This is a genomic window from Flagellimonas sp. 389 (assembly GCF_018449435.1).
Lineage (GTDB): Bacteria > Bacteroidota > Bacteroidia > Flavobacteriales > Flavobacteriaceae > Flagellimonas.
The window spans coordinates 24,496-40,598 of record NZ_JAHCMU010000005.1; the positions used below are offsets into that span (position 1 = coordinate 24,496).

The 16,103-nt window shown below is 39.1% G+C and carries 19 protein-coding genes; 13 read left to right on the forward strand and 6 right to left on the reverse strand.

Going from position 1 to position 16,103, the window contains the following annotated elements; genetic code table 11:
• Window positions 1–56: 56 nt before the first annotated feature.
• Window positions 57–503: a hypothetical protein gene (locus KIM67_RS05665; RefSeq protein ID WP_213830381.1), complete on the forward strand. Its 447-nt coding sequence runs from the start codon at window positions 57–59 to the stop codon at window positions 501–503.
• A 61-nt stretch (window positions 504–564) separates the two neighbouring features.
• Here KIM67_RS05665 and KIM67_RS05670 read toward each other — a convergent pair whose 3' ends face one another.
• A complete protein-coding gene (locus KIM67_RS05670) occupies window positions 565–2,307 on the reverse strand; it encodes an alkaline phosphatase (protein ID WP_213830382.1) in 1,743 nt (580 codons plus the stop codon).
• Window positions 2,308–2,523: 216 nt separating this feature from the next.
• On the opposite strand from KIM67_RS05670, the gene KIM67_RS05675 reads away from it, so the two are divergent.
• The 3 genes from KIM67_RS05675 (at window position 2,524) to KIM67_RS05685 (ending at window position 4,870) form a co-directional block, all read left to right on the forward strand.
• Window positions 2,524–3,339 (forward strand): SH3 domain-containing protein, encoded by an 816-nt coding sequence (locus tag KIM67_RS05675; RefSeq protein WP_213830383.1) that lies wholly within the window; start codon window positions 2,524–2,526, stop codon window positions 3,337–3,339.
• A gap of 203 nt (window positions 3,340–3,542) precedes the next feature.
• Window positions 3,543–4,151: a transcriptional regulator gene (locus KIM67_RS05680; protein WP_213830384.1), complete on the forward strand. Its 609-nt coding sequence runs from the start codon at window positions 3,543–3,545 to the stop codon at window positions 4,149–4,151.
• Entirely contained in the window at window positions 4,148–4,870 is a 723-nt protein-coding gene (locus tag KIM67_RS05685; protein WP_213830385.1) for a DUF3307 domain-containing protein, read from the forward strand. The genes KIM67_RS05680 and KIM67_RS05685 overlap by 4 nt, the downstream gene beginning before the upstream one ends.
• Here KIM67_RS05685 and KIM67_RS05690 read toward each other — a convergent pair.
• From KIM67_RS05690 to KIM67_RS05705, 4 genes are read right to left on the reverse strand one after another with little or no spacing between them, the layout of a single operon-like run.
• A complete protein-coding gene (locus KIM67_RS05690) occupies window positions 4,867–5,385 on the reverse strand; it encodes a hypothetical protein (protein WP_250149169.1) in 519 nt (172 codons plus the stop codon). The two genes, KIM67_RS05685 and KIM67_RS05690, sit on opposite strands and share 4 nt — an antisense overlap.
• A gap of 36 nt (window positions 5,386–5,421) precedes the next feature.
• Window positions 5,422–5,766, reverse strand: a complete 345-nt coding sequence (locus tag KIM67_RS05695) for a hypothetical protein (protein WP_213830386.1) — start codon at window positions 5,764–5,766, stop codon at window positions 5,422–5,424.
• A 12-nt stretch (window positions 5,767–5,778) separates the two neighbouring features.
• Window positions 5,779–6,333, reverse strand: a complete 555-nt coding sequence (locus KIM67_RS05700) for an FMN-binding protein (protein ID WP_213830387.1) — start codon at window positions 6,331–6,333, stop codon at window positions 5,779–5,781.
• Window positions 6,317–7,243, reverse strand: coding sequence for a DUF6607 family protein (locus tag KIM67_RS05705; protein ID WP_213830388.1), 927 nt, complete (start codon window positions 7,241–7,243; stop codon window positions 6,317–6,319). The genes KIM67_RS05700 and KIM67_RS05705 overlap by 17 nt, the downstream gene beginning before the upstream one ends.
• Window positions 7,244–7,345: 102 nt before the next feature.
• Here KIM67_RS05705 and KIM67_RS05710 point away from each other — a divergent pair, with 102 nt between their 5' ends.
• From KIM67_RS05710 to KIM67_RS05750, 9 genes are all read left to right on the forward strand, one after another.
• Window positions 7,346–9,451, forward strand: coding sequence for a TonB-dependent siderophore receptor (locus KIM67_RS05710; protein ID WP_213830389.1), 2,106 nt, complete (start codon window positions 7,346–7,348; stop codon window positions 9,449–9,451).
• Window positions 9,452–9,464: 13 nt separating this feature from the next.
• Window positions 9,465–10,355: an IPT/TIG domain-containing protein gene (locus KIM67_RS05715; RefSeq protein ID WP_213830390.1), complete on the forward strand. Its 891-nt coding sequence runs from the start codon at window positions 9,465–9,467 to the stop codon at window positions 10,353–10,355.
• 1 nt (window position 10,356) lies between these two features.
• Window positions 10,357–10,803: a DoxX family membrane protein gene (locus KIM67_RS05720; RefSeq protein ID WP_213830391.1), complete on the forward strand. Its 447-nt coding sequence runs from the start codon at window positions 10,357–10,359 to the stop codon at window positions 10,801–10,803.
• A 58-nt stretch (window positions 10,804–10,861) separates the two neighbouring features.
• Window positions 10,862–11,980, forward strand: a complete 1,119-nt coding sequence (locus KIM67_RS05725) for an adenylate/guanylate cyclase domain-containing protein (RefSeq protein ID WP_213830392.1) — start codon at window positions 10,862–10,864, stop codon at window positions 11,978–11,980.
• Window positions 11,981–12,150: 170 nt separating this feature from the next.
• Complete coding sequence (locus KIM67_RS05730; RefSeq protein WP_213830393.1) at window positions 12,151–12,393, forward strand: hypothetical protein; 243 nt, start codon at window positions 12,151–12,153, stop codon at window positions 12,391–12,393.
• On the forward strand, window positions 12,375–12,686 hold the full coding sequence (locus KIM67_RS05735) for a type II toxin-antitoxin system RelE/ParE family toxin (RefSeq protein ID WP_213830394.1): 312 nt from the start codon (window positions 12,375–12,377) through the stop codon (window positions 12,684–12,686). The genes KIM67_RS05730 and KIM67_RS05735 overlap by 19 nt, the downstream gene beginning before the upstream one ends.
• Before the next feature lie 84 nt (window positions 12,687–12,770).
• Window positions 12,771–13,628, forward strand: coding sequence for a hypothetical protein (locus KIM67_RS05740; protein ID WP_213830395.1), 858 nt, complete (start codon window positions 12,771–12,773; stop codon window positions 13,626–13,628).
• Window positions 13,621–14,019 (forward strand): hypothetical protein, encoded by a 399-nt coding sequence (locus tag KIM67_RS05745; protein ID WP_213830396.1) that lies wholly within the window; start codon window positions 13,621–13,623, stop codon window positions 14,017–14,019. Before KIM67_RS05740 ends, KIM67_RS05745 begins: the two co-directional genes overlap by 8 nt.
• A 100-nt stretch (window positions 14,020–14,119) precedes the next feature.
• Window positions 14,120–15,292, forward strand: a complete 1,173-nt coding sequence (locus KIM67_RS05750) for an MFS transporter (protein WP_213830397.1) — start codon at window positions 14,120–14,122, stop codon at window positions 15,290–15,292.
• 57 nt (window positions 15,293–15,349) lie between these two features.
• Here KIM67_RS05750 and KIM67_RS05755 read toward each other — a convergent pair whose 3' ends face one another.
• Window positions 15,350–16,069: an NUDIX domain-containing protein gene (locus tag KIM67_RS05755; RefSeq protein ID WP_213830398.1), complete on the reverse strand. Its 720-nt coding sequence runs from the start codon at window positions 16,067–16,069 to the stop codon at window positions 15,350–15,352.
• Window positions 16,070–16,103: the final 34 nt, after the last annotated feature.

A 16,103-nucleotide genomic window follows, 5' to 3' on the forward strand; every position in this document is an offset into this window, starting at 1 on the left:
TTTAAACCATAGGGCATATTCTGTGTCCTACTATCAAATCATTAAAATTTAAACTTATGAGACGATTAGTAACAGTATTGGTATTGCTAGCTACAGTTAGTGTCTTTTCACAAAGGCATGATGGCGCTAAGCAACGTGAAGGATTTAAAGCAGATTTGACCGTAGAACAAATGGCAACGCTGCACACAAAGAAAATGACTTTAGCACTAGATTTAACCGAAAGGCAGCAGCAACGAGTTATGGAGATAAATCTAGAACAAGCAAAAACACGTAAGGCCAAGCGTGAGGAACGCAAGTCAAAAAAAGAAAGTGGTGAATCAACAAGACCCACTACTGAAGAACGGTATGCATTAGAAAATGAAAGATTGGACAACCAAATAGTCCATCATCAAAAAATGAAAGAGATATTGACAGACGAGCAATACGACACATGGAAAAAAATGGCATTGAAAAAGACAATGAATGGCAAAAAGAAAATGCGGGAGAAAGGAAGAAGAGGATAATGTTTTTTGTTGATTTTAGAGGCCACGCCTGCCATGGGCGTGGCTTCTTTTTTGTTTTATGTTAACAGGCAACAGTAATACTTGACCCCTCAGTTTCCGTGTAGGCCGAGGAAGCTATGGTATCTACAAACCTGTAGGATGCAGTGGCTCCAGAATGTGTGAATTCTGTTAATACATAACCACGCTGCGATGCATCAAAATACTTTAAACCATCGATGAGCAGCGTAAACGCTTGCTGAATTCCAGCTATTGTATTGGGATTCTTTCCAAATATTCCTTCGAAACCGGGAGAAGTAACAGATGGACAGGCAAATTCCTCGCCAATTTTATTTCCATCATTATCTTTAAGTATGTTATGCCAAGCATTGTGCGTGTCACCAGCAAATACTACGGTGTTTTTTCCTTTCAATAGGCTGAACAGTTGTTCGCGCTCCACTGCATAACCATCCCAAGCATCCAAGTTATAAGGTACCTCAGCTGCCAAGCGCGCCAATTCTTCCTGCGTTAAGGTTGGGTCACCTGCCAATGCCCTACCTTTAAGCGTGGACAATTCAACAATAGCACTTTGTAAAGCTCCCAAAGTTTCTGGAGATGTATCGCCACCAGCTACCTGACCAATTAATATTAAAAGCTCTGCTGGCACAGTCATTTTCCCAATTAAAACTTGTTGTCCCAAAACTTGCCATTTGGCATTGCTACCACCAATGGCCCCCGCAGACCAATCTAATTGCTCTTGTCCCATAAGTCTGCGCGAAGGGTCGTTCAATGCTGTTGAAAACCCTGCAAAATCAAAACTTCCATCAACATTAAAATATCCTCCAAAACTCAACTGTCTATCTCTTCCAATAATTCGGGTATCCAACATGACCAAGTTTGCCAAGTTTCCAAATTCAAAATTTCTATAGATAACCCCTTGTGTATCTGTACGAACCGGTAAATACTCACTATGTACTTGAATGGCACGTTGCAAACGAGCTTGGTAGTCCCCTTCTGATGCATCGTGGTTTTCAGCACCATCTTTATAGGCATCGTTTGTTATTTCATGGTCATCCCAAACCACTATAAATGGTTTTTTCTGATGCGCCAATTGCAATCCTTCGTCTGTACGATATTGGCGATAGCGAAGTCTATAGTCTTCCAAGGTCAAAATCTCATTGGCGGGATCATGTTCTCGGTTCAGACGTTCCGTATTCTCATTTGTGCCGTAGCCCCCTATTTGATATTCGTAGATGTAATCCCCAAGATGAAGCACTACATCGGCATCACTGTTGGCAATAGCATCATATACGTTAAAAAGTCCTGTTGGAAAGTTACTGCACGAGCACGTGGCTACCTTAAGACTGTCAACAGAAGCTCCAGCTACTGGCAATGTAATGGTCTCACCCACTGGCGAAGTCTCTTTTAAATCGGATTGTATAAACCGATAATAAAATTTACCATTCGCCTGTAGTCCGGTAACATCCTGGACTATGGTAAAATCATTTGCGGAAGAAGCATATTGCATACCTTCCTTGACTACATGGTGGAAGTCTTTATCCGTAGCCATTTGCCAATTGATTTTAATAGATTTTCCAACCTCATCTGCTGTAGGAGTGAATCTGGTCCAGATGATAACAGCGTCTGCAATAGGGTCAAAACTTCCTACGCCGTGTAAAAATCTAGGCACGCCATCACTTGGGCCATCATCGCTTAAAAAATCATCCAATTTTTCACAAGCTACCAGTTGGGAGCTTAAAATAACACCTCCTGAAGCCAAAATGGATTTGGCCAAGAAAGCTCTTCTTGTTTCTGTTTTACGTTGCATTTTTTTGTGTTCTCAGGTTTCCCTAAAACTAAATCATGCAAGTACCTTTTGGGTTAGCCAAATATTACCAGAAAATTAAAATTATTGGGCCCATATTGCGTTTGTGTTAACTAGAAGGAAAATTCCATAGAAAACCAACGAAAACTATTTTAACATTTTAAGGCGTATATATACTAACATTCTGTGTGGACTGTTATAACATTAATACATAAAACTATGAAGACACGATCTATAATATTGACCCTAACCTCACTATTCATTTTCTCTTTTGGCATGGCCCAGGAAAACTTTCATTGTCCTTGGGATTCATGCGGTTTTAAACCTGGCGACAAGGTGTATCTATTTGGCAATGATGTAAAATTACGAACTGCACCAGACACAAAATCCAAGGTCTTGGAACTGTTGAAAATTGGGGAATGGGTAGAAATCATTGAAAAGACCTCATCATCTTGGCCCTATAAAGGTTTTGATTCTCCATTTTATAAAGTAAAATACGATGACATGACCGGCTACATTATTGGCGGCTTACTTTCTTTGGAGAAGAAAACCATGAACAACACGAACTATTTCTTTGCCTACTCTAGAGAAGACGATATCCTATTTTTGAATATCCGTAACATAAAGGATGGTGATTATGTTGAGAACAAGGTACAATTGGCAAATCCGAATATCATGGTCAAAGCAATAGGAAATCAGGGTCTGGAAAATTTGAACGACATCCTTTATATCGATTATATATCGGAAGCCTGTGGAATGGAGGGTGGTAGCGTTTATTTTTTCGCCCACGACAAGGGACTGTCAAAAGTTGCTGAACTTTCCGCAATATCGGAAGCTGGGCAATTCAGTTACTCCGAAACATTTGTCTTTCCCTATGATGAAGGAGGGGTTCCCGGAAAAATCGTTTACAGAAATGAAAGCCATGTGATATATGAGGAAGATTCCAACTGGTCAAAATCTTCTTCAGAGATTAGGGAACTTAGTTGGACAGACGGAAAACTAGTTCCGGATTTTAGGGAGAAAATCTCAAATTAGATAATTTAGATTTCTTATTGTCATATTGAGCCTGTCGAAATATTTTATTCGACTATAATCAATACTAAGTTTCAACAGGTTCTTATTTTGATATACTGCTATTTAAGCATATTCCGTTTATCTGCTATTTTACCGATATTCTCGATTATCGGCTATTTTACCGATATTCTTCATTATCGGCTATTTTACCGATATTTGCACCTATGAATACTACAATTGCAATTATAACCGGAGATATCATCGATTCTCGTAAGGTAAAACCAGAAACTTGGTTACCCTATTTAAAAAAGGCATTGAGTACGTATGGCAAAGAACCTGCACACTGGGAAATCTATCGTGGGGACAGTTTTCAATTGGAAATCCCATCAGAAAAAGCATTGGAAGCGGCCATCCACATAAAAGCAAGCCTGAAGCAAAACAAAGAATTGGATGTTAGATTGGGGATTGGTCTTGGCAAAAAGGACTATGATTCGGATAAGATAACCGAATCCAATGGCTCTGCATTCGTATATTCAGGAGAATGTTTTGAAAATCTAAAAAAACAGACTTTAGCATTAAAGTCAAATGTAACGTCTTTTGATACTACCCTGAATCTTATGCTGGAGCTTGCAACACTGACCATGAACAATTGGCTACCTGCAACCGCTAGAGTGGTAAAAACTGCCATGGAAAATCCCAAAGCCAATCAAAAAGAATTGGCATCCCTATTGGAAACAACCCAGAGCAACATAAGCGAAGCACTATTACGGGCTGGATTTGACGAAGTGCAAAAGCTTATCTATTTTTATAAATCCCAACTTGCAAAACTATGATCTTACTGACCTTAAAGCTTCTACTGGCCCATTTTTTAGGTGACTTTGTGTTACAACCCAGTAAGTGGGTGGATGACAAATTGAAAAAAAAGTGGAAATCGAAATATCTGTATTGGCATATGGGCATACATCTTTTGGCCCTTTTGGTATTACTACAGTTTCAATACCTATGGATCATTGCAGTAGTAATCGTCTCTCATTACCTAATAGATTTGACCAAACTGGTGCTGACCACTAAAAAAAATCACCGTTGGCTTTTTGTTGTTGACCAGCTGCTCCATCTATTGGTTATTGCATTGGTCATCTATATTTATGAACCGTTTTCCATTCATTTGGCAACATGGCTTTCTACAAAAACCATATTCTTATTGATTATGATTGCTTTTGTCACCTATGTTTCGGCGATACTGATCAAACTAATGATGGCTCATTATATTAAAGAACTAGAAAAAGAGAGCAAGTCTGAAGGAGAATCATTAAAAAACGCCGGACGTTACATAGGCATGTTGGAACGCCTATTTGTGTTTGGTTTTATCTTGTTCAATCAATGGGCGTCGATTGGATTTTTGATTACCGCTAAATCTGTTTTCCGATTTGGGGACCTCAACAAAGGAAAAAACAGAAAGTTGACCGAGTATGTACTCATTGGTACACTGCTAAGCTTTGGCTTGGCGATTTTAGCAGGGATGTTCTATAATTATCTGGTGACCTTAATCTAAGATTGTTGATTTGATTTTTTAAAAAGCCAGAATAGAATTACTGCAACAGAAGCAATAAAAGAAAAGGTCATCAATATACCTGATACCATAATGACGTATCGCATCCAAAGTATTCCTTTAAAAAGAAGATAGATTCCCCCAAAAGTTAACAACACAGAAACTAAAGGTTCCATCAGCAAGAAGCTGCGCCAAAAATCACGCAAGGGGGTAGTAGCTACCAACAAAGCCAAAATGAAAAAAAGCATTCCCATGGCCAAAACATGCGTGTGGACAATGTTCAGTATCTGCTTTTCACTTTTGGCAAACTTCATCTCTGTTGCTTCAAGGTCATCTTCGTTGCCCAGATAATTTTCTTCTATTCCTTTGGGATTTCCACTGGTGGTCAAGTCCACAAATTGCAAAGCAGAAATAAAACCTGTACTTACCACTAGCAAGAACAGCACGATAAGTGCTTTGATTTCCTTTGAAAAATTTTGAATGCTCCCAACTATAGTCATAATAATGATATCACCCATGGAAAATACTAAAAACTACCATGGATAGGAAACCTTCTATAATTTGTGTAGCAGTTTATTCAGCCCTAGTTGAAAAATTGTTCCTTCTACAAGTTCGCTAAGGCCCTTCAACTCTTTTGCACTTACTGCAAAGGAAACTTGGGGAATTGGGGTTTTTAGGTGTATTGCCTTGCACGCATTATCCTCACTGCACTTTTTACAGAGTTTGGTATTGCCCGTTGTTGTGCATATTAATTTGAAAAGGACGGTCAACTCCTTATGGGTAAACAAAAGTCCTGTATCCCTAAAAATAAGCTGTAGTTGCTTTATGTCAATCGCATCATTGCTTTTCCATTGATATGTGGTTCCAACTGAATTGTGATACAACTGAATGATTTCCATACTTATTTATTCTTATAATATTTTGGACTTTTTCAATACTTCAACACTGGATAAAACGGCATTTACGGCAACGGTCATTGATTTTGCAGAAATAGTGGCCCCCGAGATGGCATCCACATCTTCACCATAAATGATCGTATCCCCAGATTTTTTCCCGATAAACTGTTTTAACCAACGCTGGCTTCCAATCTGCCTCCCGTAGTCTTCCCTGTAAATCAAAACCTTGGATTTTTTTATGCTGAGGTCAGGATTAAAAAGTACTACATAATCAAATATATTTTTCATACTGGGCGCTTCCCCAAGATAAGCGTACCCAATGAGCTTACCAGACTTTTCTACCTTGAATAGATTTTCATGGCCCAATTCTACTTTGGTCTTGGCATTTATAGCTTCTTCAACCTGTATCCATTGTAACTCAAAACCCTCAACTTCAAATGTGGATTGTACCGCATTGTTCAGTTTTTCCTGAAGCCTGGGGGAAATCTTTTTGGGTGAAAATCCTAAAAACAAAAAGGCCATGCAGAACATGGCCATTACTATCAATTTCGAATTACTTTCCAGTTTCACTTTTTGCAGTTTTTGGGTCTGCGACAAACTTTGAAAGTACCGCTGTAATCTTCTCAGGGTCAGCGTTCATTTTTTCCAACGGATATAAGTGCATGAACAATGGTTTTTTGTCAATGGCCTTAACCAAGGTGAGGTCTCCTTGTCGATTATATATAACATCCCAAGATGTTCTTACGTTCGCCCAAAAAGGACTGTGTTCTTTCCACCAATCCATAGCAAGCTGACACTTTTCATCGGCAACTTTGGTATAAGTGTTCCATCCTTTTTCCTGTGCCAACAACACATCTTCCTTACCATCTTCACGAATAACTTTGTCATTATCTTGTTCGTGTACCCATCCATAATCAGTGATTTCTTGTCGATTGCCCCGAAGCATTACGTTGTAATCGCTTCTTTTTGTATACTCACGTCTTGGTAAAGGGGAATCTGTCTTGTTTTCCCAATAATGTTTTCCGTCTGCGTGAATCCAAGTTGCAGAGCCTGAATATCTAGGGCTGTCATCTACTTGGAATACTTTCTGTGTCCATTGACCTTTTACATCATCTGCAGGCAATGTTTTGAATACCCAATTATTTTCTTTGTCGTAATAGAAAACTTTCTGGTTTTCATACTCCCAATCTTGCCTCCAATGTTTGATGACCATAGTATCATTGACCACCAAAAGATGCTGAATCGAAATCCTGTCGTCCTCATCAACAATCGGTAATGCTAATTCCAAAGCACTGGCGGTATAGTCCATTTTCTTCTCATAGTCAATTTCTGGGGCGAAAGTTTCAGTGTACTTAAAGGTGATATCATAACAACCGCACATATCCTTTATGGCTTTTTTGTCCTGTTCCTTTTTATCCTGGGCTATTGACACAAATGCAAAAACAAAGCTGAAAATGCTAAAAAATGTTACACGTTTCATTTTGAAGTGTTGTTTTTTTGAATTAAAAAAATTGAAAATTATAACTATTCTTATTTAGATTGATTTAAAATAAAATATATATTTGTCACAAATTTAAACAGAATGAGTCTAAATAAAAATAATATTCTCTTTTATTTTCTGATTTATGTCAGTATTTCAGTCTGCGCTCAGGAAGGCAGAAAAGAAGAGAAAGACTCCATTCTTACTGAAAACTTGGACGAGGTCGTCGTTACGGCCACACGTACCATACGCCAACTTTCATCACTTCCACTTCCCGTAACCTTAATTGGAAAAGAGCAATTGCAACAGACAGGCGTCACACGACTAGACCAAATATTGAATGAGCAAACTGGAATTATCATGACGCCAGATGCTACGATTGGTGGTGGGGAAGGTGTACAAATCCAGGGTATAGCATCAGACTATGTATTAATATTAATTGATGGCGTACCCGTTGTGGGGCGAAGTTCTGGCAATCTGGATTTAAGTCGTTTTGCAATAGGTAACATCAAACAAATAGAGATAGTTAAAGGTCCATCGTCCAGTTTATTTGGGTCCGAAGCGCTTGGTGGGGTCATTAATATTATCACGGAGAAACCTACTTCTGAGAACATTAGTGGACAAGTTTCACATCGAGCTGCCACCTTCAACGATCAAAATACCAACTTGAGCCTTAACCAACGTTTTGATAAAATTGGATACTCCGTCTTTGCGGACCGTTTAAGCACGGATGGTTTTGATCTTGCCCCTTCTGATGAGGGACAAACGGTTAATCCATTCTATAACTACACATTTAATGGTAGATTTTTTGCAGATATTACGGAAAATCTAGATGTTTTTGTTTCAGGCAGGTATTTTTTCCAAGAGTTTGACGTACAGCCAAGTACTAGTGAAGAAAAAGATGCCAATGTCCTATTGCGCATCAATCATGACGCTTCAAAAAAGACCAATCTTCAATACGAGTTTTACTATACCAATTACACAACGGATGAACAGGTAATAGACCCTATTGATGACCAACTGCTTATCGCCAATGATTTTGACCAAAAACTATTTAGACCAGAAATACGGTTCAATCATTCCTTTAACCCCAATAATACCTTGACCATAGGTGCTGGTTATAATTTCGAAAATCTGAACCGCTCTCTTTTCTCAGAGACTATCACATTTAATTCGCAGTACGTCTTTGCCCAGTATGATTTTAAACCTTTGGAAAAACTCAATATCATTGCTGGCGCACGTTTTGACAATCACAGTGAATACAATTCACAGTTAAGCCCAAAGATTTCAGCTAAATATGATGTCACTTCCAATTTTTCTATAAAAGGCTCGGTTGGCAGCGGATTTAAAGCCCCAGATTTCCGGCAGTTATACTTGGACTTTACCAATGCTGCAGGTGGTGGATACTCGGTTTTCGGAAAAGAGGTCGAAGCAACTGGCATACAACGGCTACAAGAAAATGATGAAATCGCGACCTTGCAAGTTGACCCTTCTCAACTAGGGCAATCGTTGGATGCAGAAAGCTCTATAGGCTATAACCTTGGTTTTACGTATAAAAAAGGAGCGCTTTCCTCAGAAGTTAATTTTTTTAGAAACGATTTTGAAAACCTTATCGATACTCGAATTTTAGCTGCAAAGACCAATGGTCAGAATGTATTTGGCTACATCAACCGTGAAAGTGTTTATACCCAAGGCGCCGAAATCGATATAAAATATACAATATCCAAAAACCTGAATCTTTCTGCTGGTTACCAATTATTATATGCTTTTGATAAAGAAAAAGAAGAAGCCTTTGAAAATGGCGATGTATTCGGTAGAAACCAAGAAACTTTAGAAACGGTACGGCTACAGCGCGAAGATTATTTTGGGCTGGAAAACCGTTCTCGTCATACCCTAAATTTCAAGGCCTTTTACGAAATACCGGAATGGGACATAAATGCCAATCTAAGAGTAGTATACCGCTCCAGATTTGGTCTTGCCGATCGTAATGGCAATAACCTATTGGATGAATTGGACAATAGCTTCGTTGATGGCTATGCTTTGGTCAATTTAGCTTTTGGAAAAACTTTTCTTGAACATTACAGCCTGCAACTGGGGGTTAACAACCTTTTGGATTTTAAGGGCACTAACCCCCTTGCAGCACAAGACAGCGAAGTACTTATAAATCCAGGAATACAATTATTCACAAGACTTAACATTCAATTTTAAACTCTAGATTACTATGAAAAACTTAATTAAATTATCAAGCCTTTTATTATTTTTCATTGCCTTTGTTAGTTGTAGCGATGACGACGAAAACACAACAGCTGAATTCACAGTAACCGCGATTTCCGCAGAATCGGGAGCGGTTGGTACAGAAATTACCATTACCGGCACAAACTTTCCTAGCAATACTTCGGACATCAACTTAACTTTTGGTGGTGCAAATGCAACCATAACTTCTGTAACCAGCACGCAAATCGTAACTACGGTTCCATCTGGAGCAACAACGGGTTCCGTAACAGTAGTCGTTGATGGTGTAACCAAAAACGTGACTACCGATTTTACCGTACTCTCTGATTTGGTATCTGCAAGGGCTGAAAACATTTTTGCACCTCAAACTGGCGGTCAGGGCACACAAGAGGAAGCATCTGGTCCATTTACCAAGTTTAGTTTTGCTACTGGTGCCGTTACGGATAGCGATACAGAGTGGGACATTGCTTTTCGCGGGTTGACCATTATAGTCAATGGCGGAACTACTACTGGAACAAACGATGAACCAGAACGAAACGGAAATTCAGGTGCAGCAATAGAGGAAGGTATCTTTTCCGAAATCACAGATACTAGCGGAATCGAATTTGCTCAAGATGCCAACGGAGAACTTGCCATTCCCACTGGAAGCAACAACGGTTGGTACAACTACAATTTCATGACAACCACCGTTACTCCAATTCCAGGTAAAATATTGATATTCCGTACTCATGACGGAAAATTTGCAAAAATTGAAATCTTGAGCTACTACAAAGACGCACCTTCTGATATAACACAAGAAGTAGCAGAAAATGATTTTAGATACTACACCTTCAATTACGTGTACAACCCAAACGAAGGAGAAACATCTTTAGCAAACTAAGATGAAAGCCATCAATATTCTTTTCATAGTCCTTCGTCTGTTTCTAGGTGGTTTTATGATCTATGGAGGTATCCAAAAATTTCAGAAACCAATTCCTACCCCTATTGAAGTAGTGGAAAAGGCAGAGAAATTCAAAGCTCCCGAAAAAGAGAATACGCTTCAAAAGATTTTGTACATCAGTGGGGCAAAACAGACCGGATACTTTTGGCATGTACTGGGGGTTTGCGAACTATTATTTGGTCTATTGTTGTTATTGCAAGGAACAAGTTTTGTGGGAGCTATCTTTTTACTGCCCATTACCCTGCACATCTTTTTGTTCCATGTATTTCTGGAATCCGACGAAATATCGGAGCTATTGCAAACCGGAGCATTGTTCGCTATCAATATTGCGCTTGTCCTAAAAGAACGGGCGAAGTGGAAACACCTATTATGGATCAAACCGATTTAATTCGAGTTAAGTTTGAGTTAGTTTATTTGAGAAAGTGGGGTAAAACCCCACTTTTTTTATGCGAATGACCAAGGGGAATTTATCCAAAACCGATACCTTTAAACCCATGACCTTCCCACTATTTGGATTCATAAACAAACGCCGATCACGAATTATTCGTTTTTATTGTATCGGGTGGACCTTGGCCTTTATTTTTTTAAGTATTGTACGGGGCGTTGGCACAGTGGAATTGGGAAATATACAATTAAGCTTTGAAATCAGCCTGCTCATTGCCTTCACCATGGGTCCCATAGTAGGTTTCATTTCTGGAGGAGCCCAAATTTTAACAGAAGAGCGAATCTATAAACATGTATCCATACGAAGATTGTTGCTCATCAATCTTTTGTATTTCTACTTGTTCATCATGGTTGTCGTATTAATTTCTTATGGCATCTTTACCTTATATCTTGATTTAAATATCAACATTACGTCCTTTGCTTTTGATAGAGGTAGTTTCGCCATTTATTTTTATGTCATTGTGGTCGATTTATTGTTAGCTACGTTACGACAGGTCAATCTAATGTTGGGCGAGGGAAAATTAGGCGGATTATTGCGTGGTAAGTTTTATACCCCCCGTGAAGAGAAACGTATTTTCATGTTTTTAGATCTACAGGCCTCCACGGAACTGGCAGAACGCTTGGGCCATGTAAACTATAGTATGCTCCTACAAGATTGCTTTAATGATTTGGGCATAGCATTGAAAAATGAAGCCGAAATCTATCAATATGTGGGTGATGAGGCGGTACTCACATGGAATTTAAACGAAGGACTACAGAACGAAAACTGCCTTAGAGCCTACTACAATTTTACAGCCTTATTGGAGAAAAACGGTGACCTATATCAGAAAAAATATAACTGCAAACCTATTTTTAAAGCAGGACTCCATTCGGGCATTGTAACCGTTACCGAAGTTGGAAAATACAAAAAAGAAATCGCCTATCATGGTGATACCATCAATACGGCTGCGCGTATTCAGGGGCAATGTAATGCATTAAAAAGCGAGCTATTGCTTTCGGAAAAACTGAAAAAAGAACTGGCATCCACCAATTTCACCTATACTCCTATGGGAAGTATTCCACTTAAAGGGAAAAAAGAGAATGTGGTTATTTACGCGGTAAGGGAAAATAGTACTTCATAAAAGCACTTTTACATTCTTACTTTTTTATTACCATAATGCATTTTAATCAATGATTCCAGTGCCTGTCCGAAAATATAATCTTGTCACCTACCACGTTTCGAAAGGTCCTATCATACAGCGTTAGCCAAACTCATCATTTTTTAAGATATTTACATAAAAGAGAATCAACAATGGCAACTGTAGATAAAATACGAAATGGATTGATAGACAAGATTTTAACTATCCGAAATAAGCAATTTCTGGAGGCAATTGACCAATTGATTACCTCAAGTGCTTCAGAAAATGAAATCGTTGAACTTTCTGACGAGCAAAAACAGATGCTAAAAATGAGCGAAGAAGATATTCAAAACGGGAGCTTGATTTCACAGGATGAGATGGACAAACGAAATCTTGAATGGTTGAACGCAATGTAATCTGGACTAAAACTGCAGATATTCAATTTGTTGGAATTCTTGAATATTGGGTAAAGAGAAACAAGTCTACCATATATTCCAAAAAATTGGTTCGATTAGTTGCTGAGCGTACCAAGGAAATCGCCAAATCACCTCTGATTTTTAAGTCAACGGATTTTAATGATATTAGAGTAGCATCGTTGGGCAACTTTAGCATATTTTATAAAATAACAGATAAATCAATAATAATTTATGCCTTTTGGGACAACAGACAGAATCCTAAAAGATTACTGGATATTCTAAGACAAAAGTAATCCTGAATCAACCTACCAGATTCTTTACTGTTTTACCAGCAGTTATACTATCAAAAACGTTCATAAAATATAACCCCAAAACCAATGAACAAATACCTTATCAAGGCTTCGACTATTTTGCTCTTCGCAATAGGGCTAGCCAGTTGCGCGGACTTAAAACATGTGAGTGAATTTTCAACCACCTCCTTGGAGGCTGTCACAGCGTTTGAAACCATACCGTATAATTTTGAGCAAAGTTGCTTGGATGGATGTAGGCTGGAAAACATCAAAAACCTAAATATTCTTAATGATAGCTGCGATTGTTCGGGAGAACAACAGGCCGATAGCATCAGCCTTAAAATATACACTTCGGTCTACGCTTATTTTGATGGATTGACCAAGCTTTCCAGTAATGATTTGACCACCTACAATACAGAAGCTTTAGAAAACGCGCTGAGCAGCGGCGATTTTGGGCCCATTCAAATCAATCAGAAACAGGCAGCATCATATTCCAGAATCTCTACGGTAGTACTAGGTGCATTTACAAACGCCTACCGAAAAAATAAAATCAGGGAGTACATAAAAGAGGGCAACGAACCCGTTAAAACCTTGTTGTCCTTTCTGGATTTTAATCTTTCGTCAAATCTTAGCGGTAAACTGGACGTTAAAAAAGAGCAGCTAAAATCGGACTACTTTGAGTTCTTGCAGAACACCGAGCTTTCAGCCCAAGAGAAAAGGGAAATTGCCACGGATTACTTCAACGGCATAGAAACCATTGAAAACCTTCAGCAAAAATTCGCCCTATACTCCGAAACCTTGACCGAAATCTCCGAAGGACACCAAACACTCACCGAAAATGCCGATAAATTGAGCGTGCGGGAAATCCAAGAAGAACTTTTTAGATATGCGAGTGACATTAAAACCATTGTAATCGAATTCAAAAAAATACGGACTAATGGCTAGACTCAATTCAAAACAAACCAACGAGCTTGCCAAAATCTTCTTGGCATATGCGCAGGCAATAGGTGATTACCGCTATAAAAACTACGCCTCGTTGACCAGGGCACAGAACAAGCGGTTACGGGAGTACCATAAACGGACATTGGATTACTCGGATGACCTGTTTACCATGTCGGCCAAACTGGTCATGAACGATGCGGAAGAGGCTTTATCCAAATTAACTGCTATTACCGAACAGATGGAAAAATCGTATGCCTCCCTTATCAACGTACAAAAAGCTATCGGCATAGCAACTGCAATTGTGACCTTGGGAGCCTCTGTTTTTAGTTTAAACCCCCAAGCCATATCCGAAGCTATTGGAAGTTTATCGGACATTTTTGAAACCGAGGTCTAAGATGAAACAGGTTAAAAAGTGAACTGTTACAAATCCATTTTTTATTGTTGCTGTAAACCGAGCTAAAAGCCAACGACAAAGCCTATATTGTACGCTATACGTGAAACCGCCCAAACACATCTTGCATATTATTGTAATTGCGCAATTTTTTTGCACATCTTTGTGGTTTGCAGGAAACGGGGTTATGGGAGACTTGGTGACCAACTTCAATCTTGCATCCAGTGCTTTAGGCCATTTAACGTCAGCGGTTCAATTTGGGTTTATTTCAGGCACATTACTTTTTGCCATACTAACGATAACAGATCGTTTTTCTCCTTCCAAGGTTTTTATGATCAGTGCATTGCTGGGCGCTGTGTTTAATATATGCATTTTATGGGAAGCCAATACCTTGTCCACCTTATTGGTATTTCGATACTTCACTGGATTTTTTCTAGCAGGCATCTACCCAGTGGGTATGAAGATAGCAGCAGATTATTTTGACAAAGGACTTGGCAAGTCGCTAGGTTTTTTAGTAGGAGCTTTAGTTCTAGGCACAGCCCTTCCACATTTATTAAAGGGATTGAATACCTTGTTTTCATGGACCTCGGTAGTGTTATCCACCTCTGCCCTAGCCACGTTGGGCGGAATACTAATGATACGTTTAGTTCCCGATGGTCCCTACAGAAAAAGTAGTCAGCAGGTACAGCTAACGGCTTTTCTAAGTGTTTTTAAAAATCCAGATTTCCGTGCTGCCGCTTTTGGCTATTTTGGGCATATGTGGGAACTATATACATTTTGGGCATTTGTACCGGTAATGCTTCAATCTTATAACGCCATACATCAAAACACTGACTTGCCCGTGTCAACACTATCGTTTGCAATTATCGCCATTGGGGGATTAGCGTGTGTGCTGGGCGGTTACCTATCCCAAAGTATGGGCCTAAAAAAAACTGCTTCATTCGCACTGGCGCTTTCGTGTGTATGCTGTTTGGTTTCACCTTTATTTTTTACTGCATCCTCAGAACTACTCTTTGTTGGCTTCTTGCTTTTTTGGGGTATGGTGGTCATAGCGGATTCTCCACTTTTTTCAACTTTGGTAGCGCAACGTGCCACTCCAGAAATCAAAGGAACTGCCCTAACCATTGTAAACTGTATTGGATTCAGTATCACCATTATCAGTATTCAAGTGATTGCAGCTCTGGAAAATGTTCTGCCAGCACATAGTGCATACATGCTGTTGGCTATTGGCCCCGTTTTAGGATTGATGGCATTGGTCAAAAAGAGAGTTATCTGAAAAAACTGACACTCTTCCAAAACCAAAGCTAAACACAATTTTATACGGTTTGATTCTCTACGGATTCTCTTCCTTGACCTTGTACAAAAAAGGTTTTCGGCGTGGCGCATCTTCTTTTGGTTTAGGCAATCGCTCCAAAACATCGAGTGACAACATTTTCTTTTGAAAACGGCTACGTTCTAATTTTCTGCCCAAAATCGCTTCATGGATTCGTTGTAATTCGGGCATGGTGAATTCTTCCGGAAGCAGATTGAACGAAATATGTTCCAAAGTAATATCACGTCGCAATTGGCTTTTTGATACTGTAATGATTTCAGCATGGTCCATTAACATATCGGGTAGACTATCTACCTCGAACCAATCATAATGCATGGAAAAAATCCCCCCTGTTGGCTTCACTTCCTCAATATTGACCAATGCATAATGGGCCATTGTCACAAAACGTTGGTTAATCCATAAATCGGAATCCCAATCTTGACCTATTTTCTTCATCAACCCTTTAAACTCTTCGGTAAAACTTCGATTACTATCCCCAAAAACCTGAAAAAGTCTTAGAAAAGGTTGTTGTAACCCTGTTCTTTCTTCGAGTACACGTACTGCCGCATCATTAACAGCCTCTTCTTTAAAGACATAACCACCGGGCAAGCACCATTTACCATCAAACTCCTGTAACAGAACCTTCAACTCACCATCTTTAAAGCCTAAAATCACGATGTCAACAGAAATATTTGGCAAGAAAAAACTAGCTCCATCTTTTAAAAACTGAGTGATGTCCATTAGACAAAGATAATAATTTGTGTCGTTCCGCCAC

Excerpts from the sequence above, each read along its gene's own strand:
- KIM67_RS05670 (WP_213830382.1), bottom strand. The coding sequence starts at position 2,307 with ATGCAACGTAAAACAGAAACAAGAAGAGCTTTCTTGGCCAAATCCATT.
- KIM67_RS05715 (WP_213830390.1), top strand. The coding sequence starts at position 9,465 with ATGAAAAACTTAATTAAATTATCAAGCCTTTTATTATTTTTCATTGCC.
- KIM67_RS05690 (WP_250149169.1), bottom strand. The coding sequence starts at position 5,385 with ATGGGTGATATCATTATTATGACTATAGTTGGGAGCATTCAAAATTTT.
- KIM67_RS05680 (WP_213830384.1), top strand. The coding sequence starts at position 3,543 with ATGAATACTACAATTGCAATTATAACCGGAGATATCATCGATTCTCGT.
- KIM67_RS05725 (WP_213830392.1), top strand. The coding sequence starts at position 10,862 with ATGCGAATGACCAAGGGGAATTTATCCAAAACCGATACCTTTAAACCC.
- KIM67_RS05665 (WP_213830381.1), top strand. The coding sequence starts at position 57 with ATGAGACGATTAGTAACAGTATTGGTATTGCTAGCTACAGTTAGTGTC.
- KIM67_RS05695 (WP_213830386.1), bottom strand. The coding sequence starts at position 5,766 with ATGGAAATCATTCAGTTGTATCACAATTCAGTTGGAACCACATATCAA.
- KIM67_RS05745 (WP_213830396.1), top strand. The coding sequence starts at position 13,621 with ATGGCTAGACTCAATTCAAAACAAACCAACGAGCTTGCCAAAATCTTC.
- KIM67_RS05720 (WP_213830391.1), top strand. The coding sequence starts at position 10,357 with ATGAAAGCCATCAATATTCTTTTCATAGTCCTTCGTCTGTTTCTAGGT.
- KIM67_RS05735 (WP_213830394.1), top strand. The coding sequence starts at position 12,375 with ATGGTTGAACGCAATGTAATCTGGACTAAAACTGCAGATATTCAATTT.
- KIM67_RS05705 (WP_213830388.1), bottom strand. The coding sequence starts at position 7,243 with ATGAAACGTGTAACATTTTTTAGCATTTTCAGCTTTGTTTTTGCATTT.
- KIM67_RS05685 (WP_213830385.1), top strand. The coding sequence starts at position 4,148 with ATGATCTTACTGACCTTAAAGCTTCTACTGGCCCATTTTTTAGGTGAC.
- KIM67_RS05710 (WP_213830389.1), top strand. The coding sequence starts at position 7,346 with ATGAGTCTAAATAAAAATAATATTCTCTTTTATTTTCTGATTTATGTC.
- KIM67_RS05740 (WP_213830395.1), top strand. The coding sequence starts at position 12,771 with ATGAACAAATACCTTATCAAGGCTTCGACTATTTTGCTCTTCGCAATA.
- KIM67_RS05730 (WP_213830393.1), top strand. The coding sequence starts at position 12,151 with ATGGCAACTGTAGATAAAATACGAAATGGATTGATAGACAAGATTTTA.
- KIM67_RS05675 (WP_213830383.1), top strand. The coding sequence starts at position 2,524 with ATGAAGACACGATCTATAATATTGACCCTAACCTCACTATTCATTTTC.
- KIM67_RS05755 (WP_213830398.1), bottom strand. The coding sequence starts at position 16,069 with ATGGACATCACTCAGTTTTTAAAAGATGGAGCTAGTTTTTTCTTGCCA.